The following is a 21,602-nucleotide window of genomic DNA, read 5'->3' as shown; positions in this document are numbered from 1 at the left end:
TCGCTAGGTGCTTTTTTATATGAAGAAAGCAGAAAATTTGACGGCCATGTCTTGCTTCGTTTATATTTTTTAAGAACATTCTAATAATTGGGAAAAGAGGTGGATCGTTGATGAACACCATAGTCGAAACGCGCTATGGAAAATTGCAAGGGGGCAAAAATGAAAGCGTTTACTATTGGAAAGGAGTTCCGTACGCAAAAGCGCCGGTAGGAGAACTTCGCTTCCAGCCGCCGCAGCCGCCTGAGCCTTGGACGGGAGTGCGCGACGCCACAACGTTTGGTGCAGTTGCGATGCAGCCAGATGGTTTGCTGTTTGGGGGGGTATTGGGACGCACCACGGAACCTAAAAGCGAAGATTGTTTGTTCCTTAACATTTGGTCTCCGGGGGCGGACGGCAAGAAACGTCCCGTAATGGTGTGGATTCATGGAGGAGCGTTTTTGTTTGGTTCAGGGTCGACTCCTTGGTATGACGGAACGGCTTTTGCCGCTAACGGTGATGTTGTTGTCGTAACGATCAATTACCGGTTGAACGTATTTGGCTTTCTGCATTTGGCGGATTTATTTGGGGAAGACTACACTGCTTCCGGAAATTGCGGCATTCTTGACCAAATAGCGGCATTGCGATGGGTGCAAGAAAATATTGAGGCGTTTGGAGGCGATCCAAAACAAGTTACGATTTTTGGCGAATCGGCAGGAGCTGCAAGCGTTGGAACGTTGTTAGCCATGCCTGAGGCAAAAGGCTTATTTCAACAAGCGATTTTACAAAGCGGTTCAGGAGCGCTTTTGTTGAATTCTGCTGCCAAGGCGAGTGAAAAGGCAGAGAAAGTGCTTCATCAAGCCGGCATTCGCCCCGGGGATCGTGACCGATTGCTAACGATTCCGGCAGAAGAGCTGCTTCAAGCCGCGCTGTCGCTTGGCCCGCAAGTGTCTTACGGACCGGTGATAGACGGAAAAACATTGCCAAATCATCCGATTGAAGCGCTGAAAGAAGGAGCGGCACGCGATATTTCGATGATCATTGGCGTCACGAAAGACGAATATAACTTGTTTACACTGACAGACCCTTCATGGACTGCGCTTAGCGAACAAGAGCTTCTCAAGCGCATCAACAAAGAAGTCGGTCCCGTTCCACGCGAGGTTGTCGATTATTATCTGCATCAAGGAGATGAAGCGGAGCCAATATGGCAAAAACTGCTGCGCATCATGACTTACCGCGTATTTACCAATGGCATGTTACGCACTGCTGATTATCAAGTGGAACAAGGGGCAAACGTCTGGATGTATCGCTTTGATTATGAAACGCCAATCATGGGCGGCAAATTGAAAGCATGCCATGCGCTTGAATTGCCATTTGTGTTCGGCAACCTTCATCAGCCAGGAATCACGCATTTTACAGGAGATTTGCCGGAACGAGAACAGATCAGTAAACAGATGCATGATGCATGGATTTCGTTTGCGCGCAATGGAAATCCTAATCATGATCAGCTACCGGAAGAATGGCCGGTTTATGACTTTAACAAGAGAGCAGCAATGATTTTTGGCACGTCAAGCCGCGTCGAAGCCGATCCGTTCGGCAAAGAAAGAGATGTTTGGGAGAAAGGAAAGCAAAATTGATTTTCATGACCAAAAAACCGTCCTATCCTATATGAGAGATAAAGGAAGGCTATATTTTTTTGGTTTAAGAACAATTTTGCTATAATAAATAATGCGTGCTCCTTATCCCTATTGTGCAAGTCCCGCGTTTGTGATAAACTGGAAGCATTGTAGGGCGTGTTTTAAAGGAGGAGTAGGCATGCATACGTTGCTTGTCACTTTGTTAGTCATTGTTTCGATTGCGCTTATCGTGATCGTTTTGTTGCAATCAGGAAGAAGCGCGGGGCTTTCCGGCGCGATTACTGGCGGCGCTGAACAACTGTTCGGGAAGCAAAAAGCGCGCGGGCTGGATGCGGTGTTTCAGCGCATTACCGTAGTATTGGCAGTATTGTTTTTTGCCTTGACGATTGCTGTAACGTATGTGCAACTTTAATGGAAAAACAATGGGGCGGTCCATCAATTGATTCGGGCTGCCTTTTCTATTTGTTATAAAATGAAAGGAGTTATGCATCATGAAGATTGTTCCACCAAAGCCATTTTTCTTTGAAGCAGGGGAGCGTGCCGTGTTATTGCTGCACGGTTTTACCGGAAATTCAGCGGATGTCAGAATGTTAGGCCGTTTTCTTGAATCGAAAGGATATACATGCCATGCACCGATTTATAAAGGACACGGCGTGCCGCCGGAAGAGCTTGTACATACTGGGCCGGACGATTGGTGGCAAGATGTGATGAATGCCTATGAATTTTTAAAAAATAAAGGGTACGAAAAAATTGCGGTCGCAGGATTATCGCTTGGCGGCGTATTTTCCCTGAAATTAGGTTACACTGTACCTGTAGTAGGAATTATTTCAATGTGCGCGCCGATGTATATTAAAAGCGAGGAAAGGATGTATCAAGGCGTGTTGGAGTATGCGCGCGAATATAAAAAGCGGGAAGGAAAAACAGCGGAGCAAATTGAAAAAGAAATGGAAGAGTTTAAAAAGACGCCGATGCGTACATTGAAAGCACTACAGGAGCTGATTGCCGACGTCCGCGATCATATTGATTTAATTTATGCGCCGACATTTGTCGTGCAGGCGCGGCATGATGACATGATTAATCCCGATAGTGCAAATATTATTTATAACGGCATTGAATCACCAGTGAAAAAAATCAAATGGTATGAAGAGTCGGGCCATGTCATTACGCTAGATAAAGAAAAAGAACAGCTGCATGAGGATATTTATGAGTTTTTGGAATCGTTAGATTGGTAACCGTTGAAAGGAGGGAGAATGATGGATTCATCATTAGCGGAACGAATTTTAACGTTTATGAGGGACGAGGCATACAAACCGTTAACCGTCCAGGAGCTGGAAAATGCTTTTGCCATTACCGATGCCGCACAATTTAAAGAGTTTGTCAAAACGCTGGTGGCGATGGAAGAACAAGGACTAGTCGTACGCACGAGAAGCAATCGTTACGGTGTACCGGAAAAAATGAACTTAGTGCGCGGAAAAGTGTCCGGACACGCGAAAGGGTTCGCTTTCGTCGTGCCGGAAGATCCGACGCTGGATGACATCTTCATCCCGCCGTCGGAAATGAAAAATGCGATGCATGGGGATACCGTATTAGTGCGCGTGCATGCCGACTCCTCAGGTGCGCGCAGAGAAGGAACGATCGTGCGCATTTTAGAGCGCGGCGTCACCGAAGTGGTCGGAACTTATACGGAAAGCAAGTATTTCGGTTTTGTCATACCCGATGATAAGAAAATTGTCAACGATATTTTCATCCCGAAACATGCGGCAAACGGCGCCGTGGAAGGCCACAAAGTAGTCGTGCGGCTCACCTCGTACCCGCAAGGGCGAATGAGCGCCGAAGGAGAAGTCATTAAAATTCTTGGCCATAAAAATGACCCTGGTGTCGATATTTTATCGATCATTCATAAATACGGCCTTCCTTTGCAATTTCCAGAAGAAGTTATCGAACACGCCAACCGTATTTCCGATACGATTACGGAAAAGGACCTGCAAGGCCGCCGCGATTTGCGCGACCAGATGATTGTCACGATTGACGGCGAAGACGCGAAAGATTTAGATGACGCTGTAACGGTCACCAGGCTCGAGAATGGAAATTACAAGCTTGGCGTCCACATCGCCGATGTCAGCTACTATGTGGAAGAAGGATCGCCGATAGATCGTGAGGCATATGAACGCGGGACAAGCGTCTATTTGGTCGACCGCGTCATTCCGATGATTCCGCACCGTTTATCGAACGGCATTTGCTCCTTAAATCCGAAAGTGGACCGCTTGACACTTTCGTGTGAAATGGAAATTAACGAACGCGGAGAAGTCGTCAGCTACGAAATTTTCCCAAGCGTCATTCGCACAACGGAACGGATGACGTATTCGGATGTGAACAAAATTCTCGTCGATAAAGACGAAGAATTACGAAAAAAATACGAACCGCTTGTGCCTATGTTTGAATTGATGGCGGAACTGGCGGAAATTTTGCGCAATAAACGGATGAAACGCGGTGCGATTGATTTCGATTTTAAAGAAGCAAAAGTGCTTGTCGATGAAAACGGGAAGCCGTATGATGTCGTGCTGCGCGAACGTTCGGTGGCGGAACGGCTTATTGAAGAATTTATGCTTGTGGCGAACGAAACGGTCGCTGAACATTTCCACTGGCTGAACGTTCCGTTTATTTATCGCGTGCACGAAGATCCAAAACCGGAAAAGCTGCAGCGCTTTCTGGAGTTTATTACGAATTTCGGCTATGTCGTGAAAGGAACAGGAAACCAAATTCATCCGCGCGCGCTCCAAGAAATTTTAGAGGCGGTGCGCGGCGAGCCGGAAGAAATGGTCATCTCGACGGTCATGCTTCGTTCGATGAAGCAGGCTCGCTATGATGCGGAAAGTCTCGGCCACTATGGATTATCAACCGATTTTTATACGCACTTTACCTCTCCAATCCGCCGTTATCCGGACTTGATCGTGCATCGTCTCATCCGCACGTACTTGATCAACGGGCAAATGGATGAAAAGACGCAACAAAAATGGGCGGAAAAACTTCCGGATATCGCCGAACATGCCTCCAATATGGAACGGCGTGCGGTGGAAGCCGAGCGGGAAACAGACGATTTGAAGAAAACGGAGTTTATGGAAGATAAGATTGGCATGGAGTTTGACGGAATTATTAGCTCCGTTACGAATTTCGGTCTATTTGTCGAGCTGCCGAACACCATCGAAGGGCTCGTTCATGTCAGCTACTTAACGGATGACTATTACCGTTATGATGAGCGGCATTACGCCATGGTCGGCGAACGAACGGGAAAAGTATACCGTATCGGCGACGAGATTACCGTCCGCGTCATTAACGTGAATAAAGACGAGCGGATCGTTGATTTTGAAATTGTCGGTATGAAAGGCCGCCGCTCTCCAAAGGCAAAAAGTGCTCCTGTCGTGATCGAAGGGAAAAAGCAGAAAAAAACAAATAAACAAAATGGAAAAACGAAGAAGTTTTATGAAGACGTTCCGCAGCTAAAAGCAAAAAAGAAGAAAAAGAAAAGATAAGGAAAAGTCTCGATAGGAGGAGACTTTTCCTTCTTATCGTTTTTTGCTAAAATTATAGTTGTCGCTATAAGAGGAGGAAGAGCGCGGTATGCCGAAAGGTGAAGGGAAACTGATTGCGCAAAACAAAAAAGCGCATCACGATTATTTTATCGAAGAAACGTATGAAGCAGGGATTGTCCTGCAAGGAACGGAAATTAAATCGATCCGTGCTGGAAAAGTGAACTTAAAAGATTCATTTGCCAAAGTCGAAAAAGGAGAAGTATTTCTTCATAATATGCATATTAGCCCATATGAACAAGGGAACCGTTATAACCATGACCCATTGCGGACAAGAAAGCTGCTTCTTCATCGCCGTGAAATTAATAAGCTGATTGGCTACACCAAGGAACAAGGCTATACGCTCGTTCCGTTAAAGCTATATATTAAGAACGGTTTTGCCAAAGTGTTGTTAGGTGTCGGCAAAGGAAAGAAAAAATATGATAAACGCGAAGATATGAAACGAAGAGAAGCACAACGGGAAATCGAACGCGCGTTTCGCGAACGGCAAAAACTCTAATTCCAAAACTTCACAATTGAATTTTATATGCATTATGCTATAATAAATAATGCCGATGGCCAGTTATCCAAAGCTTAAGCTTATTCGTCATCGTTTCTCCATCACGGGGACGATACGGATTCGACAGGGATAGATCGAGCTTAAGCTGCGAGCCGAGGGGATCGTCCTCGTAAAAAACGTCACCTAAAGATAACTGGCAAAGAAAACTACGCTTTAGCTGCCTAATTAAACGCAGCTAGCTCCTCCCGCCATCGCCCACGTGGCGGTTCAGGGGCTCATAGCGAGTGGGCTACGCCCGAGTCCGCCGCCTGAGGACGAGGGAAGAGACGAACCAGGCTAGCTGCTCGGAGGCCTGTCGGTAGGCGGAAGATGCAGCGAAACCAAATATACCGACTACGCTCGTAGATGCTTAAGTGGCGATATCTCTGGACGTGGGTTCGACTCCCACCGTCTCCATATACTTAATCATATGCTTAAAAAATAAATCAACGGATTTGCCGATAATGGCAAGTCCGTTTTTTCATTGGTTCTATGTCAATTGTTGGGGTGCACTTGATAGGAAGTGCACCTTTTTTATGCGTAAGCAAGAAGTAGTAGAAGGGTTGGACCGCCCCATCGGTGTGATGCCGATGTTGCTTACTGGATCCATCAAGAAGGCTTCCGATGCATTCATCGAGCGGAAGAAGACCGCCTTCTTCCGAGCAGAAGCTTCTTCGATGGAGATGGTAAGAAACTCCCACCTCTTCATGGAATGAAGGTGGGAGGGGTTCATTACGGTCTATCTGATGATGGAGGAACTAAAAGTCAAGAAAAAACAAGATGATACAATTATGTCTTCATTTTGTAACATAATTACTAATTCTATGAAACATAATTGTTACATTTTATTGATATTCTATTGTTACGAATGTAAGCAAGGGGGGTTATTATCTTGAAAAAATTACTATTATATATTACTTCATCAATCTTTCTAGCATTCGGATTTTCAGGAGCTGCATCGGCAGCCGGTACATATCAGGTAAAAAGTGGTGACACTCTTTGGGGTATAGCTAAAAAGTATAAAGTGACTGTCAGCCAGCTAAAGAGATGGAATAACCTTAAAAGCGATTTGATCAAACCAAAGCAGGTTTTAAAGATTTCAGGACCAGTAACCAAAGCGGCTGCTAAAACTACAGTAAAAAAAGCAGCAGCCAAAACAGCAGCGTACAAAACAATCACCGTTAAAGCATATGCTTATACAGTAAACTGTAAAGGCTGCCGCGGAATAACGGCTACAGGCTTAAATTTAAAGAAAAACCCTTCGATGAAAGTAATTGCCGTTGATCCAAAGGTAATTCCGTTAGGTTCAAAAGTTTATGTGGAAGGTTACGGCTATGCGGTTGCAGCTGATAAAGGAAGCGGAATCAGAGGCTATAAAATTGACGTACTCATGCCTACAAAAGCAAAAGCTATCCAATGGGGTGTCAGAACAGTAAAAGTTAAAGTATATAAATAATCAAGGAGCCGGCATGATGCCGGTCTTTTTTCATAATATAGCACCTTTCCTTCCAATAAAAAACCTTTATCATTATTTATATATATAATACTTGATATCTTTAAATTTCATAAATTCGTCTTGATATTAAATAAAGTAAGTTTTGTGTTCTCTTATTGATTTTTTATCTTCCCGCAGAGGAAATCAAAAGGGACAGGCAGCGAGCCTCCCGCCCATATCCGCGTGTACCATTCGGACGACTTTAAAAATTTGAACGACATCGATTCCGGTTTTGATGGCACGGTGATTCATCTATACGATGAGGAAAAAGGAATCAATCAAATGTATACCATTGCACGGGGAAGTGAAATGCAGGAAAACGATACTTGGAAGCCGCTCGACTGGGCTTACAATGCTTTTGGAATTTTCGTCGGGCAAAGCAGAAGTCAATATAGAGATGCATTGGAATTTGACCGGAAAGTGACACAAATCATTACCGAAGAATTAAAGAGGAACGGTCAAACAATCGAACTGAAAAAAATCGGATTGTGGGTCATTCGCTGGGCGGGAACCATGTCGAAATGATCCAACTCACTGCACATCGATTTGACCAAGTGTATGTCAGGTACCTCTTTCAAAAATCCCCTCAAAGGACATGCAAGACAAGCCCCCCATTTTCTTTTCATTTCTCTGATTCATCAATAAGGTCTAAAGTCATAAGTCGCCTACATTTCCTCTTAAAGCTATAGTTCTTTTTTCTTGAATTTGGATATAATAACATTTTTTATTGATCACACCGTGATCATATGATACGTATAGAGAGAATGGAGATAATTGGGAAAGGAGACTGTCCTTTGCTTAAGCGATGGAGAAATTTGCTGCTATTGATGTTGATATGGATCGGAGGGTGTGAGATGGATTCAAAGGCTCAACCGGAGAAGTTGCCGGACACGGTGGCATTTCAAGACAAGTTTACTCGGGAATTTATGGTCTCGCCAAAAGAAGTGAAAGAAGGATATTACTTATTCAAGTCGAAAACCGGCGGCTTTACGATGCTGTATCCGAAAAATGCAAAAATAGACCGCATGTTTTATGAAAAGCATAAAAAATATTATGAATCTATACATTTGGGAGGGGGAAGAGAAAAAGAAAATATATCTAACTATATCAGAATGACATATGAAAATGCAAAAATAACGGAAAACATTGATGTAAACCTTGATTTATTATCTACCTATGTCCACTATAATGGCAAATATACAAAATTTGAATCTAATAACAACACGATTTACTTTGGTAAGAATGAACAACATATTTCCAATAATGATATTATTTATTATTTTTTCAGCTATGTAAAGTCGAATCACAGCTATCAAGCAGTCCGATTTATATATGCAGTCACTTGTAAGGACGCAAACCAGAAGTGTAACATGGATGTACAGAAAGAAGAAGAACGGGCAAAAATGTTTATGAAATCGATAAAATTTCAGTATTGATGGAGAGAGGGAGGTGAAGATTTTGTGTCAAATGAAGAAGTGCTAAATACGGATATATTGCGTGCGCGGATTATGAATGTAGAATATCAAAATCTGACCATTGATGAAATCAAAAGAGAAATCAAAAGAATTTATATCGAAGAAACAGGAAAAGAGCCGCCCGCTCACATTACGATTTATCGCTCTGATGATTTTAAAGATTTCAGTCATATTGATTCTGGTTTTGATGGAACAGCAATTCATTTTTATGACGAGGAAAAGGGAATCAATCAATTATATACCATTACAAGGGGAAGCGAAGCGCCGGAAAAAGACACTTGGAAGCCCCTTGATTGGACTTACAATGTTTTCGGGATTTTCGTTGGACAAAATAGGAGTCAATACGATGCTGCATTGCGATTTGACCAGATTGTGACACAGAAAATTAATGAAAAAGTTGGACGCAGTGATAACAAAATCAAACTAAAGAAAATCGGACTGGGACATTCATTGGGTGGGAACTTAAACGAGACAATACAACTCACTGAAAAGAGATATGAAAAAGTATATGTTATTAACGATGCACCGCCCAGTTTTTATCAATTAGCAACGATTGATGAGTACTTCTGGGGCCAATTAGTAAAAAAATTCAATTTAAATTTTGATCATTATGAAGAAATTTACTCCCTCCCCCCTTCCGAGCTCAAGGCCTTTGCGGAAGAATATTATAAAAAGCAAATCGACGAGCGTTCGATTCATCATCTGACCGCCCAGGAGGATCTATTGTATGCGGTGAGCGGGGTGCGGGGGTTCATCGATATCGGAAGCCGCCAGGTCATTGATACGAACAAGGATTTTACTAGTATCAAAGATTTGATTGCGAAAATATCCGATAAAGATGTAAAAGCCATTCAAGTATATTTGTCGCAATATTCAGATGTTTATAATGAAAAAGGATTTGATGGGGTCGTTCAGGCGATGACGGGGGTCGATATCGCCTTTATTGAGTCGCTTCAGGGCTATGATGCCATAGACTATGTGATGCATGCAAAAGACATTCTTTCTAAAATCGATCATATGTACGATGAAATGAGTGAGAAGATTCCAGTGCTGCTCAAGCACATCGGAATACTGTATAAAAATCTGGACCCGATGTTGAGTGTATTCGTGCAATTAGGCTACATGACGGTAGAGGAAAAGAACACAGTGTTGAGAGAAGTCAAGGGAATTGAAAAAGATGTCACATTGATACAACAGCTGCTTCATGAACTATGGAATGGGATCGTTCTCTTAAATCCTGTTGATATTCTTCAATGCATTGAGACGTTATTCCAAATTCGGGATAAGGTATTGGACATTGAAAAACGTCTTCAAATCATCCAAGAAAATACGAAGAATCTTCAAAATGCTATCACCACAAGCGTGAATGCCCATTCCTTGAACGAAGTCATCAATGCTCTCGCCCGTTCCAAAGGCAGAACGTATGATGAGAATGGAAATTTGATTTTAATCAAGAAGGTGGGAGAACGTGAAATCCGGATGAATCTTTCCTCCGCCGTAAGAATATATCTAAAGGGACTGCAAATTATGGAAGAAAAAGAAGCGGTATTGAATGAGATGAAGCAGAGCTATTTACATGAATATGTAGAGGATTTTGAAACACAAAAACGAGAACTGATGAAGAAAATCGAGGACATGGAACAAAATCCCTGGGCTTATCAGCATTTATTGGGGCATTTTACCGATGATGCAAAACAAGTGTATGTGTTACGCCGCATTGATGTCCATGAGTCTATTCCACCGTTGGATCGGAGGATTCCGTATATCTTTGAAGAATCGATGTTTTCGTATTATGAACATGAAATTTCTAGAGGAAAAGAACTCATTGAAACCATTAAAAAATCGTTTGAGGAGTTTTTTGAGCAGGACCAAAATGTGTCCAAAATATTTGATTTGCGATATGGATAAGGAGGGGATATTTTGTATGGGACAACTGAATATGCTCTATAATTTTGGTCTAGAGCAGGATTTTACGTATAAAGCGAACACTTTTATTCAACAATTAAATAGAATGAGTGAATTGGATGAGGAATTGGTTCATTTGATTCATCATGAAATGAAATATGGCAGTGGGCAAATCATCGACAAAACCAATGAAGCGATAAAACAGTATCAAGAAAATAACCTATCGATTAATTATACGTTCAGGGACGACATGAGATACGTCGCTTCGCTATACACAGACATGATTAATGAGATGAGAGGACAAAATATCACCTTGTATTATGATGTCATTATTCGGGAAAAGAAAAGATAAATGAGGGGGTTAATGAACATCAGCCCCGCCTATCCCCGTACACTCCTCCTATACTCCGTCTTCTTTTAATTCCATGAATAGTAAGAAAGTATCTATCGTAATGAGAAAAATGGCACAAAATCATTGGACAATCAGGGAAAAATACTACTTTTTCCTTATTTTAAAAGAAATGGTTATATATTGTTGACCGCTGCTTGTCATCTTCATTAAAATAAAAGGGAAAATATGGCTATAGGGGGAGAAACTATGTCAGGCGTTATTCGTTTAACACCGGAAGAATTGCGTGGAGTCGCAAGACAATATAATACAGAAAGCTCTAATGTCACGGAATTGGTTTCACGATTGGATCAAATGAGCAATATGCTGCAAGGAATTTGGGAAGGTGCTTCCAGTCAAGCATTTATCCAGCAGTATCACGAGTTGCGCCCATCGTTTGAAAAAATGGCTGTACTATTAAACGAAATTGCGCAACAATTGCACAATTCCGCTACGATTTTGGAAGAAACAGATCAGCAAATCGCCAGCCAAATCCGTGGATAAAGAGTGACATGTTCGAAAAAAGCGCTACAAATCTAAGAAAGATTATGGCGCTTTTTTCTATATTGGGGGCTTATCTCATGTACATTCAAGTCACAATCGATCTCCGGCATTATACAGAGGATGTATTTGATCTTCGTCTGTCCAATTTTTATTCGATCAAAAAACTCATCGATATTGTTTGGCAGTTAAAAAACATATCGGCGCCGCCAAGAGAAGGCTACTGGGTGCGGGTAGACAATAAACAAATGGTCTGCCCGGGCTATTTTACATTAAAGGACAGCGGAATTACGGATGGAGACCGCATCGTTATATTGTAGCCATCGAGAAAGAGAAAAGGAGTTCTATTTTATTATGGAAGAGAAAAAGACCTATTTGGAAACGCAAATCGATGCCGTAATGACCAAAGATAAACATTACACGATTGTCTTCCAGCGTGCGAAATTAAAAATGCAGCATCCGCTAGAATTACAGATCATAAAGGAAATCGATCCTTATTTGTTACGGGATATTGACGTGTCTGAGGATGAAGTGAAGATCACCATCACTCCACCCGCATCGTTTTTTTCGTTTCCAGCTGTACGGAAAAAATCGCTGCTTTCCCGGCTAAGAGCGGCATATCAACTCGTCACAAAAGTGAAAAATCACTCTCTTCGTCGGTTTATCCTTATTATATGCCCGGAAAACCTTGTGTTTGATCATGGATTGGAACCTTTTTTCCTTCATGTCGGAATAAAGGAGAGCCTGCCGCCGTATGAACCGGATGAAGCACGTCTCCTTCAAGAAGTAAAAGCGACGGTGCTAGCATTGACAGACGGGCAACACCGTTTTGAAGAATACTTTAAATTTCATGAAACATTAAAATGTTCCGATATCGCTAAGGAAATGTTGCAAGCAGAAAACCTAGAAGCGCTTTTGTCCATTTTAGAACGATGGATGGATGAGGAAGAAGCAAAAGAACGAGCGTCTGTACATATTCCAAAACGAAAATGGACTATGCAACGATATATATTCTTTTCGACAGTTGGTTTGTTAATTCCTGCTATGATTTATACGTTTTATTCCTTCTTTTTTTTGCAGCCAAAACAAGAAGCATATATCCAAAGTACCGAGCTGTTTTTACAAAATAAATATAGCGACGTGATTACGACATTAGAAAATTATCCTCCAGAAAAAATGCCGTATGTAGTGCAATATGAACTTGCTTCTTCCTATGTCATGACAGAGTCGCTTACGGAAGAGCAGCAGAAAGTGGTATTAAATAATATTACGTTGAAAACAGACCCGCAGTATTTGCTGTATTGGATTTATATCGGCCGGGGAAGAAGCGAGGACGCGCTTGAATTGGCGAGAGCGATGGAAGATAGGGAGCTGATTATGTACGGTTTGTTAAAATACCGTGAAGAAATAAAGGCGGACGAAGAGTTGTCCGGAGAGGAAAAGCAGCAAAAATTAGAAGAGATTGATAGAGAGATAGAAGAATATGAGAAAGAAAGAGAGGAGCAGGAAAAGCAATTGAAAGAAAAGCAGCAAGAGGAGACAAGCCAGCAGCAACCCCCGGTACAGCAGCCGGCAACCAGCCCTCCGGCTTCGACGGCGCCAAAACAACAGTCCAACACACCGGCGCCTAATCATAAGCCGCCTGCATCTAATAGCGCGAAGCCAAACAATGCGGAAACGAAAAAATAAATGGAAGAAAGCGCAGCAACGAGCATCATAGGAGAGGATTATATGAGTCAATTATGGATTTTTTATAAGGATACTTGCCAGCTATTCCCACTGACAGGACAAGAGGGTTGCATTTCTATCGGAAATAAACTGGAGCATCATATCACCATCCCATCCTTTTTATTTCGTAACGGATATATAGAAATCAAACAAACAGATGCTTCCGCCATGACGGTGCTGCAAGGAGATAAACCAATTGGGGAATTGAAGCCGTATACTCCCTTTACGGTGGATGACGATGGACAAACGATTACGGTCGTGTGGATGGACAAGGAAATAAAAACGCACATTTATTACGTCGGCAATAAAACCGAACTGATGGTGGCGCCTGATCTACAAGCAGACATTCAAACCAAAACAGCGAGGGTATCGTTTGTCAAGCAGCAAGGAGAATGGTTGGTTGCTCCAAACCATGAATCACCTCTGTTTCTCAATGGAGCGAAAATATCTAACATGGCACCTTTACAAAACGGGGACGTGATCCTATGTCCGTATGTACAATTTGTTTTTTTAGAGGATGATTTATTAGCGGTCACGAGCAGCCAAGAGATAACATCTTTGCTGACGGAAACATTGCCGCCGGTTTCAGAAATGAAAAAAAAATATCCTGTTTATCACCGGACACCGCGCATGATTTATGAACCGCCAAGAGAAAAGGTCACGGTTTCATTTCCAAGCCAAGAAGGAGATGGGGATCAGCGCGGTTTATGGCTAATGATTTTACCGCCGTTGATGATGCTTCTTGTTATGGGGGTTATTGCTTTAATTCAACCACGGGGCATCTTTATCCTCATTTCGATCGTGATGTTTGCGACCACGTTAGTGACATCGACCGTGCAATATTTTCGGGAAAGAAAGAATCGCAAAGCACGGAAAGAGAAACGACGGCGCATTTATACGAATTACTTGGAACAAAAACGGGAAGAGCTTCACGCACTATACGAGAAACAAAGAAACGTGCTATATTACCACTTTCCGTCATTTGAAAAGATGAAATCGTTCGCATTGCAAATTAGCGACCGTATTTGGGAACGAACGATGGAAAGCGACGATTTCCTCCATCTTCGGATCGGAAAAGCGGATGTTCCGTCTACCTATGAAGTGTCGGTGAGTATGAGTGATTTAGCCAATCGGGAAATCGATGATTTATTGGAGCAAGCTCAACAGATGGCGCAAGTTTATCAAACCGTAAAAAATGTGCCGCTTACGATTGATTTGTCAAGCGGGGCAATGGGAATGATCGGGAAAGCTTCGATCGTCAATCATGAAATTCAGCAGCTTGTAGGGCAAATCGCCTTTTTCCACAGTTACCACGATGTACGGTTTGTTGCCATCTTTGCTGAAAAGGATTATAAGGATTGGGAATGGATGAAATGGCTCCCGCATTTTCAACTGCCCAATTCTTTCGCGAAAGGATTTATTTATAACGAACAGACACGTGACCAATTGTTGTCGTCCATTTACGAGATATTGCGGGAACGCGATCTCGATGAGGAAAAAGAGAAAAAACGGTTTTCCCCGCATTTTGTGTTTATCGTTGCCAACCGCTCTTTAATCGCCGAACATGTGATTTTAGAATATTTGGAGGAAAAAAACGAAGATATCGGCATTTCCGTTATTTTTGCTTCCGATACAAAGGAAAGTTTAACAGAAAACATTCATACACTTGTGCAATATATCAACGAACGGGATGGAGAAATTTTAATTCAGCACCGGAAAGCGGCGCATATTCCGTTTACGCTCGATGAACATACTCGGGAAGGAAACGAGCGGTTCGCCCGCCTATTGCGCTCTTTAGATCATCAAAGGGGAATGCACAACTCTATTCCAGAAAAAGTAACGTTTTTCGAATTACTTCAGGTGAAGAATGCGGAAGAGATAAATATTAAGGAAAATTGGATGACACATCAGTCTTCGCGCTCGCTGGCCGTTCCAATTGGACTAAAAGGCAAAAAAGACGTCGTGGAGCTGAACCTGCATGAAAAAGCGCACGGTCCGCACGGGCTTGTCGCGGGAACGACGGGGTCCGGGAAGAGTGAACTGCTGCAAACGTATATTTTGTCATTGGCGGTGCATTTTCACCCTCATGAAGTTGCGTTTTTGCTCATTGACTATAAGGGAGGCGGCATGGCGCAGCCGTTTAAAAACATTCCGCATTTATTAGGCACCATTACGAATATTCACGGCAGCAAAAACTTCAGCGCACGCGCGTTGGCTTCCATTAATAGTGAGCTGAAAAAGCGGCAGCGTTTGTTTGACCGCTACGAAGTCAATCATATCAATGATTACATGGATTTATATAAACAAGGCAAAGCGAAACAGCCTCTGCCTCATCTATTCTTAATCGCCGATGAATTTGCCGAATTAAAAAGCGAAGAACCGGACTTTATTCGCGAATTAGTGAGCGCGGCGCGGATTGGCCGCAGCTTAGGAGTTCATCTTATTTTAGCAACACAAAAGCCAAGAGGAGTCATCGACGAGCAAATTTGGAGCAATGCCCGCTTTCGTATCTGCTTGAAAGTGCAAGATGCCAGCGACAGCAAGGAAATATTGAAAAACGGAGATGCGGCTACCATTACCGTAACAGGCCGCGCTTATCTTCAAGTCGGAAATAATGAAGTATACGAACTGTTTCAATCGGCATGGAGCGGTGCGCCGTATATGGAAGAAGGCTTTGAATCAGAAGATGATATTTATATTGTCACCGACTTAGGACTTGTTCCCGTTTCGAATATTGATGCGAAAATGAAGAAAAACAAGAAAACACAAAAAACAGAAATTGAAATGGTTGTTCAAGAAATTATCAAGGCGCAGCAGCAACTCGGGATCGAAAAGCTGCCGAGCCCATGGCTGCCGCCGCTATCTACGCGCTTGCATCGCCCTGCCTTGCTAGAACGAGACACCGTTCATTTTCCGATTGGTCTAAAAGATGAACCTGAACTGCAGCGGCAATCGGACTACTTATATCAATGGCTTGAAGACGGAAATATCGGCATTTTTGGTTCTGCGGGATATGGGAAATCGACAACGGCGATGACATTGTTAATGAGCTTTGCGTCCGTCTATAGTCCGGAACAGCTTCATTATTACATTTTCGACTTTGGCAACAGCGCGCTGCTGCCGTTGCGGCAATTGCCGCATACCGCCGATTATTTCCGTTTTGACGATGGAAAGAAAATAGAAAAATTCATCAAGTTCATGAAAGAGGAAATGGAGCGGCGGAAACAACGGTTTATGGAAAAAGAAGTAAGCACCATCAAATTATATAACACGCTTTCTGAAGAAAAGCTTCCGATTATTTTTATTGCAATTGACAATTTTGACCTTGTCAAAGAGGAAATGCCCGATTTGGAAACACAGCTCATTCAATATGCTCGAGACGGGCAGTCGCTTGGAATATTTTTGATGATGACGGCAACAAGAATTAGCGGAATTCGCCCTTCGCTTATGAACAATTTAAAAACAAAAATCGTTCATTATTTCCTTGACAGTTCGGAACGGTTTTCCATCATTGGACGAACTCCGTACGAGGTCGAACCCATTCCGGGGCGAGCGCTGGTAAAAAAAGAACAAGCGGTCTTAACGCAAATATATCTTCCGGCTGATGGAGATCATGACATCGCCGTGCACGAAAACGTAAAGCAAGAGATAACGAGATTAAAAGAGCGATATAAGGAAATGAAGACGCCAGAGCCTATTCCGATGCTTCCAGCGCAATTGCCATTTGCGGTCTTTGCCAAAACGTATGTGGGCGAGCCGCAGCCTGGCTTGATTCCGATTGGACTCGATGAAGAGACGGTTCGCCCGGTCTCCCTTCGTATACAAACCAATCCGCATTGTCTTGTAGTAGGACAGTCGCGCAAAGGAAAGACGAATGTGATCAAAGTGATATTGGAATCATTGCTCGCCCAGCCGACAGCAGGCATCGGGCTGTTTGATGGAGTTGACCGTGGACTTGCTTTATACGCTAATAAAGAAAACGTCGTCTATATAGAAACAAAGGAGCAAATGCACCATTGGCTTGATGAAGTAAACGGAATATTGCAAAAGAGAGAGGAAGAGTATTTAGCGGCAATTGGGAAAGTGAATGTTCATGGGCAATCCTTTTCACCGGTTGTTTTTGTCGCGGATAGCCTTTCCCGGTTTCAGCAGTTTGTGGATAGTAAAACTCACGAGAGAATCGCGATGATGATGAAGCGATACAGCCATCTTGGATTTAGTGTCATTGTCGCAGGAAACGCGAATGAATTTATAAAGGGCTTTGATGCGCTGACAACGGAACTGAAACAAATTCGGCAAGCAATCCTCGTCATGAAAAAATCGGAACAAAGCTTGTTTGCACTGCCATTTACACGACACGAACCAGAAGTGGATCCGGGGTTTGGCTACTTTGTCTTAAATGGAAAAGAACAAAAAATACAAATCCCAAAAGTAGAATAAAGGAAATCAGGTGAATCATATGACGGAAAAAGGGAAAATCGTCCAGTTGATTGCGAAGATTGTGTTTATTGTTGCTCTTCCTGTACTATTCTTTACGTTCATTGGCCATAATCCAATGAAGGTAACGGAGAGGACAACGAACCGAATCGCGGTAGTCAACGAAGATTTAGGAGCCACTTACGATAAGAAAACATACGAATTCGGCAAAGAAATGATACCAGCCCTTGATGATGCTTCTACTTATCAATGGTCTGTCGTCAACCGCAGTCAGGCGGAAAAGGGGCTGGCGGACGGTCAATATGACGCTGTCGTTTATCTGCCATCCGATTTTTCCAGAAACATTTTAACGTTTAATGAAAAACAGCCGCTAAAGGCAACCGTTCAATATAAAATCCAGCCGAATCTTGAGGCGAAAAATCGGGAGCGGGTACAAAAAGAGTTAGAGGCAGCCAAAAATACGATCAATCAAAAGATGTCTACACTGTATTGGAGCTATGTCGGCCAAGCGATAGAAGATATTCGCAAAAAATTCAGCGCTATTTTGGAAAAAGAAATCGCTTTTCAAAAGACGATGTATGATTTTTACACCCCTAGTTCTACAAAATTAACAAAAGAGATCGAGAGTCAAAGGAAGATGCTTGAACAGCTGCTTTCGTCTTCGAAAAACGCCGAAAGCTCCTCCAACGATACGTTAAAAGGTTTGGAGCAGGCGGAAGCGGAGATTGCTTCGTTTATCGAGGATATTCAGGAGTATAAAGAATATCAGCAACGGCAGCATGATCTCATCCAAGAAGGAATTCATCAGTATGAAATGATGGTGAGTCAAGGAATACGTTCCGTCGTAGAACGGCCATGGAATGTCAAACCGGAGTTGGAATTAAATGGCCAAACCTTGCTCGAATCTGTGTCCACACTGCGCAATACGGTTGCGAACAGCCATACGGCATTGACGAATCTCTATGACCAGCTGGAAAATGCCAACGTTGATGAACGACTGTTGGAGTCGCAAAAAGATCTCATCCGTCAGTATCAACAACAAACAGATACAAAGACATTGGACGAAGTGCAGCAAAAACTCATTTCGCTACGGCAGCAGCTGCAATCCGCCGCCACTCCATCAGCACCGAATGAACCGCCGGTACCGGGAGAGTTGCCGCAGCCGGCAGGGAACGGGCAGTGGCTGAATGCGCTCGAGCAGCAGCTGGCGTCTTTAAAGACCGAGCTGCAAACGGTAAAACCGCAACTCCCGCAAGAGACGCAGGAAGGGCAAGGTACATCGGAAAGCTGGGGGAATATTGACAATGTCATGAATCAGCTGGAAATAGAAATGCAAAAGGCAAAAGAAGCATGGAAAAAGCAGTTATCCCTCGAGCAGCAATGGCAGGAAAAATATGTGCAATTGGCAAAGCAATTGGCCGTGCAGGCTAATGACGCCAATGGGCAATCGGAAGAAACAGTGGTTCAGCAAATTATTGCAAAAGAACAAGCTATTCTTCAGTCTCCGTCGTTATCTGAAGGGCGAAAGCAACAATTATCAGCCTGCTTTCAGCCGGCTATTCAAAACAGAAACATGAATGATCTTCTCGCCTATTTTGCTTGGTTATCGATTTTTGAGGATGCATTAAAGCGAACGGGGAATGTTGATGAAGCACTTGTGGATCAGCTGATTTTAAATTGGAAGGAAAAAGCGGAGATTTTCCAAACTTTATCGAAGATTCATAGCGGAATTCAGCAGTTGCAGGGCGACTCAGCCGCTTCTTTGCAAGGTGCAGAAACGGCCGAAAATAACGTTCATTCTTTTGTTGAAGCAACGCTTGAATATATACGGCAATATGATGAAAATGTGGAAAAAGTGCAGGCAGAGCTGATGGAACAACTGCAAGCGCTAAACGACGCTGCGAATGAAGTAACAGCACAGCTTCAGCAAACCGTAGATGAAGAAGGAACAATACAATCGACGCTAGGAGCCAACGATGGCGAATTTGTTATTACCATGCAGCAAAACACGCTGCAAGACGTTGCACAAATTTCTGATTTGGTCACCTCCATTGCTAAAGGGCAAGACCGGATGATCGATTATACAAATAATCTGCATGACAAAGTGGCATCGGTCCAAGATCGGGCGGATGAGTTAAACAACAAATGGGCAGCCAATGTTAATACAACCAAACAAATTAAAAATGATGTATATCATCTGCTAGACAATGCGATGGTAGACCAACAAACAAACGGATATGTGTATGATTACTTAACCAATCCGGTACAAGTAAAAGGAGATATCCCGGAAGAGAAAACAACGTACACGCCGCCTGTCGTGATGTTTATCATTATTTTGCTCTGCGGCATGCTCATCGGGTTCTTCCTGCATTATCATTCTTCCGTTCCGCTTATGATGCAGGCTGCATTGCTGGTCATGATGAACTTGCTTGTTGGCTTCATCATCAGCACATATGGATTGCGAATTTATCCGATGCAAGATGTGCAGGCCCTCAAGTGGAGCATCTTTACCATCATCTTATTATTTTTCTGTTCTGCCATTGTTCGTTTGGCCTTTTTCATCGGACCGTTTACCGGCTGGGTGCTCGGAGTCGGCTTAATCCTGTTTTTCATTACTCCATTACTCGACTTAGTATTGCCAAACTTTAGCTTTGACCATCCGATCTCAAAGACGTACATGTCGATTCAATATGGAGACCAGCAAGCATTTTATCCAGCTGTCCTTACGTTAGGAGTTGTCACGCTGCTCATGTCCGCTGTTCCGTTTTTAAAACAGCGCCTGGCCGTTTTGCAGAAGGAGGAGGAAACATATGAAGGGTAGAGGACGCCTTGTGATGTTCTTTTTCCCCTTCCTCTGCTCTGTATTGGCTGCGATGGGGGGGACGGTTTACGCGGAAACGGACAAGTGGCCGGAAATTGAACCAAATCAATATCAACGGCAGGACATCGAATTACGTATGGATTACATTCATGAAGAGTCGCTGCTCGATGAAAAAAGAGATTTACCGGAGGTGCAAACATCGCTGACATTTCAAAGACCGACATCTTCTTTCTTTGAGCAAACAAAAGCACAGTTATTTTTATCGGGTGAAAAAGAAACGAATACGATTGCTGTCAAAGCGGAGAAACTAGGATTGTTTTCTGCCGTCGAAGAACAAACGGTTCCGTCTCATCGGCCATTGGATGAGGCGGAACAAACATCATCATCGTTTCTGCCATGGCTGTTCGGCTTTTTCATTTTCGGCTTTCTTATCGTCCTCTTCACGGTAATCGTTCCGCGCATGAAAAAGTTTGTTTCGTAAACCCGTTATCTGCCGAAGGAACGTTTTATTTAGTATGGAAGAATAGATGAATAAGGAAAAAATCCCGATGGTCATCTAGAAAAATAGGAATATATCATGATTTATCCTTGTGTTACCATTTAATAGTGTGTAAATGAGGGGGAGGAATCAAGATGGCGTCTTTATTGGAATCGGCTGAAAAAGAATTGAGACGTTGGGCCTGCGAGACGATGATCGATTGCCTCGAGTCCTATCAGGGGCAAGTCAAAGAAGCGATAGAGGAGTTTCATCAAGGCACTCATGCCTTTTATCGCGCAAATGAGGAGTATGTTCCGTATTGGCAGGGAGAGTCGAGGGAAGCGTATGAATTGGTATACGGGGACTTGCGGCAAATTGAGGCACGCATTTATGCGACCGCAGATGATCTTTTGCATGAAATAAGCAGGGAAATCGCCCGCCTTCGGCGAAAGATAGAGGAGCTGCAATGACGACGATACGAATCAAGCCAGAAGAGCTGGAAGCCGTAGCCGAGCATGTCCCCGATGCCGAAGACGGCTGCTCCCGTGCTCGGACCTCGCTTTCGTGGGAATTTCCATCGTTGGTGATGAAGATTCCCGGCATTAGCACTGATGCGATCGATAGTCTCAGAGATGA

At 43.2% G+C, this 21,602-nt stretch carries 19 protein-coding genes, 1 other RNA gene and 1 pseudogene; all 21 read left to right on the top strand.

All coding sequences use genetic code 11. The annotated features are described in order from the left end of the window. Window positions 1-110: 110 nt before the first annotated feature. Window positions 111-1,613, top strand: coding sequence for a carboxylesterase/lipase family protein (locus tag GCA01S_RS12880; protein ID WP_042410548.1), 1,503 nt, complete (start codon window positions 111-113; stop codon window positions 1,611-1,613). A 178-nt stretch (window positions 1,614-1,791) separates the two neighbouring features. Then, the gene (secG, locus tag GCA01S_RS12875; protein ID WP_017435724.1) at window positions 1,792-2,025 is read left to right on the top strand and encodes a preprotein translocase subunit SecG; all 234 of its coding nucleotides are present in this window, start codon (window positions 1,792-1,794) and stop codon (window positions 2,023-2,025) included. Window positions 2,026-2,104: 79 nt separating this feature from the next. Next, the gene (locus GCA01S_RS12870; RefSeq protein ID WP_042410546.1) at window positions 2,105-2,845 is read left to right on the top strand and encodes an alpha/beta hydrolase; all 741 of its coding nucleotides are present in this window, start codon (window positions 2,105-2,107) and stop codon (window positions 2,843-2,845) included. Window positions 2,846-2,866: 21 nt separating this feature from the next. Continuing rightward, the gene (rnr, locus tag GCA01S_RS12865; protein ID WP_017435726.1) at window positions 2,867-5,143 is read left to right on the top strand and encodes a ribonuclease R; all 2,277 of its coding nucleotides are present in this window, start codon (window positions 2,867-2,869) and stop codon (window positions 5,141-5,143) included. An 88-nt stretch (window positions 5,144-5,231) separates the two neighbouring features. After that, entirely contained in the window at window positions 5,232-5,699 is a 468-nt protein-coding gene (smpB, locus tag GCA01S_RS12860; protein ID WP_015865015.1) for an SsrA-binding protein SmpB, read from the top strand. 105 nt (window positions 5,700-5,804) lie between these two features. After that, window positions 5,805-6,158: a transfer-messenger RNA gene (gene ssrA / locus GCA01S_RS19470) on the top strand. 116 nt (window positions 6,159-6,274) lie between these two features. Then, complete coding sequence (locus GCA01S_RS20170) at window positions 6,275-6,454, top strand: hypothetical protein (RefSeq protein WP_042410542.1); 180 nt, start codon at window positions 6,275-6,277, stop codon at window positions 6,452-6,454. A 176-nt stretch (window positions 6,455-6,630) separates the two neighbouring features. Next, entirely contained in the window at window positions 6,631-7,194 is a 564-nt protein-coding gene (locus tag GCA01S_RS12850; RefSeq protein WP_017435731.1) for a 3D domain-containing protein, read from the top strand. A gap of 249 nt (window positions 7,195-7,443) precedes the next feature. Beyond that, window positions 7,444-7,758 (top strand): DUF6792 domain-containing protein, encoded by a 315-nt coding sequence (locus GCA01S_RS21035; protein WP_255212290.1) that lies wholly within the window; start codon window positions 7,444-7,446, stop codon window positions 7,756-7,758. Next, entirely contained in the window at window positions 7,755-7,922 is a 168-nt protein-coding gene (locus GCA01S_RS21340) for a hypothetical protein (protein WP_369492347.1), read from the top strand. Before GCA01S_RS21035 ends, GCA01S_RS21340 begins: the two co-directional genes overlap by 4 nt. A 165-nt stretch (window positions 7,923-8,087) precedes the next feature. After that, window positions 8,088-8,669, top strand: coding sequence for a hypothetical protein (locus tag GCA01S_RS12840; protein WP_174407501.1), 582 nt, complete (start codon window positions 8,088-8,090; stop codon window positions 8,667-8,669). Between the two features lie 24 nt (window positions 8,670-8,693). Beyond that, window positions 8,694-10,616: a DUF6792 domain-containing protein gene (locus tag GCA01S_RS12835; RefSeq protein ID WP_042410539.1), complete on the top strand. Its 1,923-nt coding sequence runs from the start codon at window positions 8,694-8,696 to the stop codon at window positions 10,614-10,616. 16 nt (window positions 10,617-10,632) lie between these two features. Then, window positions 10,633-10,965: a hypothetical protein gene (locus tag GCA01S_RS12830; RefSeq protein ID WP_042410536.1), complete on the top strand. Its 333-nt coding sequence runs from the start codon at window positions 10,633-10,635 to the stop codon at window positions 10,963-10,965. Window positions 10,966-11,211: 246 nt separating this feature from the next. Then, entirely contained in the window at window positions 11,212-11,505 is a 294-nt protein-coding gene (locus GCA01S_RS12825) for a WXG100 family type VII secretion target (protein ID WP_017435736.1), read from the top strand. A gap of 77 nt (window positions 11,506-11,582) precedes the next feature. Then, window positions 11,583-11,822: an EsaB/YukD family protein gene (locus GCA01S_RS12820; protein ID WP_017435737.1), complete on the top strand. Its 240-nt coding sequence runs from the start codon at window positions 11,583-11,585 to the stop codon at window positions 11,820-11,822. A gap of 34 nt (window positions 11,823-11,856) precedes the next feature. Continuing rightward, window positions 11,857-13,191 carry a type VII secretion protein EssB gene (essB, locus tag GCA01S_RS12815; protein WP_042410534.1) on the top strand — a complete coding sequence of 445 codons (1,335 nt, stop codon included), beginning with the start codon at window positions 11,857-11,859 and terminating at the stop codon, window positions 13,189-13,191. Window positions 13,192-13,233: 42 nt separating this feature from the next. Continuing rightward, window positions 13,234-17,670: a type VII secretion protein EssC gene (gene essC / locus GCA01S_RS12810; RefSeq protein ID WP_042410532.1), complete on the top strand. Its 4,437-nt coding sequence runs from the start codon at window positions 13,234-13,236 to the stop codon at window positions 17,668-17,670. A gap of 19 nt (window positions 17,671-17,689) precedes the next feature. Further along, window positions 17,690-20,488 carry a type VII secretion protein EsaA gene (gene esaA / locus GCA01S_RS12805; RefSeq protein WP_042410530.1) on the top strand — a complete coding sequence of 933 codons (2,799 nt, stop codon included), beginning with the start codon at window positions 17,690-17,692 and terminating at the stop codon, window positions 20,486-20,488. Beyond that, complete coding sequence (gene essA, locus GCA01S_RS12800) at window positions 20,478-20,969, top strand: type VII secretion protein EssA (RefSeq protein WP_042410528.1); 492 nt, start codon at window positions 20,478-20,480, stop codon at window positions 20,967-20,969. Before esaA ends, essA begins: the two co-directional genes overlap by 11 nt. A gap of 152 nt (window positions 20,970-21,121) precedes the next feature. Further along, window positions 21,122-21,436 (top strand): hypothetical protein, encoded by a 315-nt coding sequence (locus GCA01S_RS12795; RefSeq protein ID WP_042410527.1) that lies wholly within the window; start codon window positions 21,122-21,124, stop codon window positions 21,434-21,436. Then, window positions 21,433-21,602 (top strand): annotated as a pseudogene (locus GCA01S_RS21485) (pre-toxin TG domain-containing protein); the annotation flags it as partial. The gene GCA01S_RS12795 and the pseudogene GCA01S_RS21485, both read left to right, overlap by 4 nt.

It is taken from the genome of Parageobacillus caldoxylosilyticus NBRC 107762 (assembly GCF_000632715.1).
GTDB classification, from domain to species: Bacteria; Bacillota; Bacilli; order Bacillales; family Anoxybacillaceae; genus Saccharococcus; species Saccharococcus caldoxylosilyticus.
The sequence above is the reverse complement of the archived record's forward strand: the minus strand, read 5'-3'. Positions and strand labels throughout refer to the sequence as shown.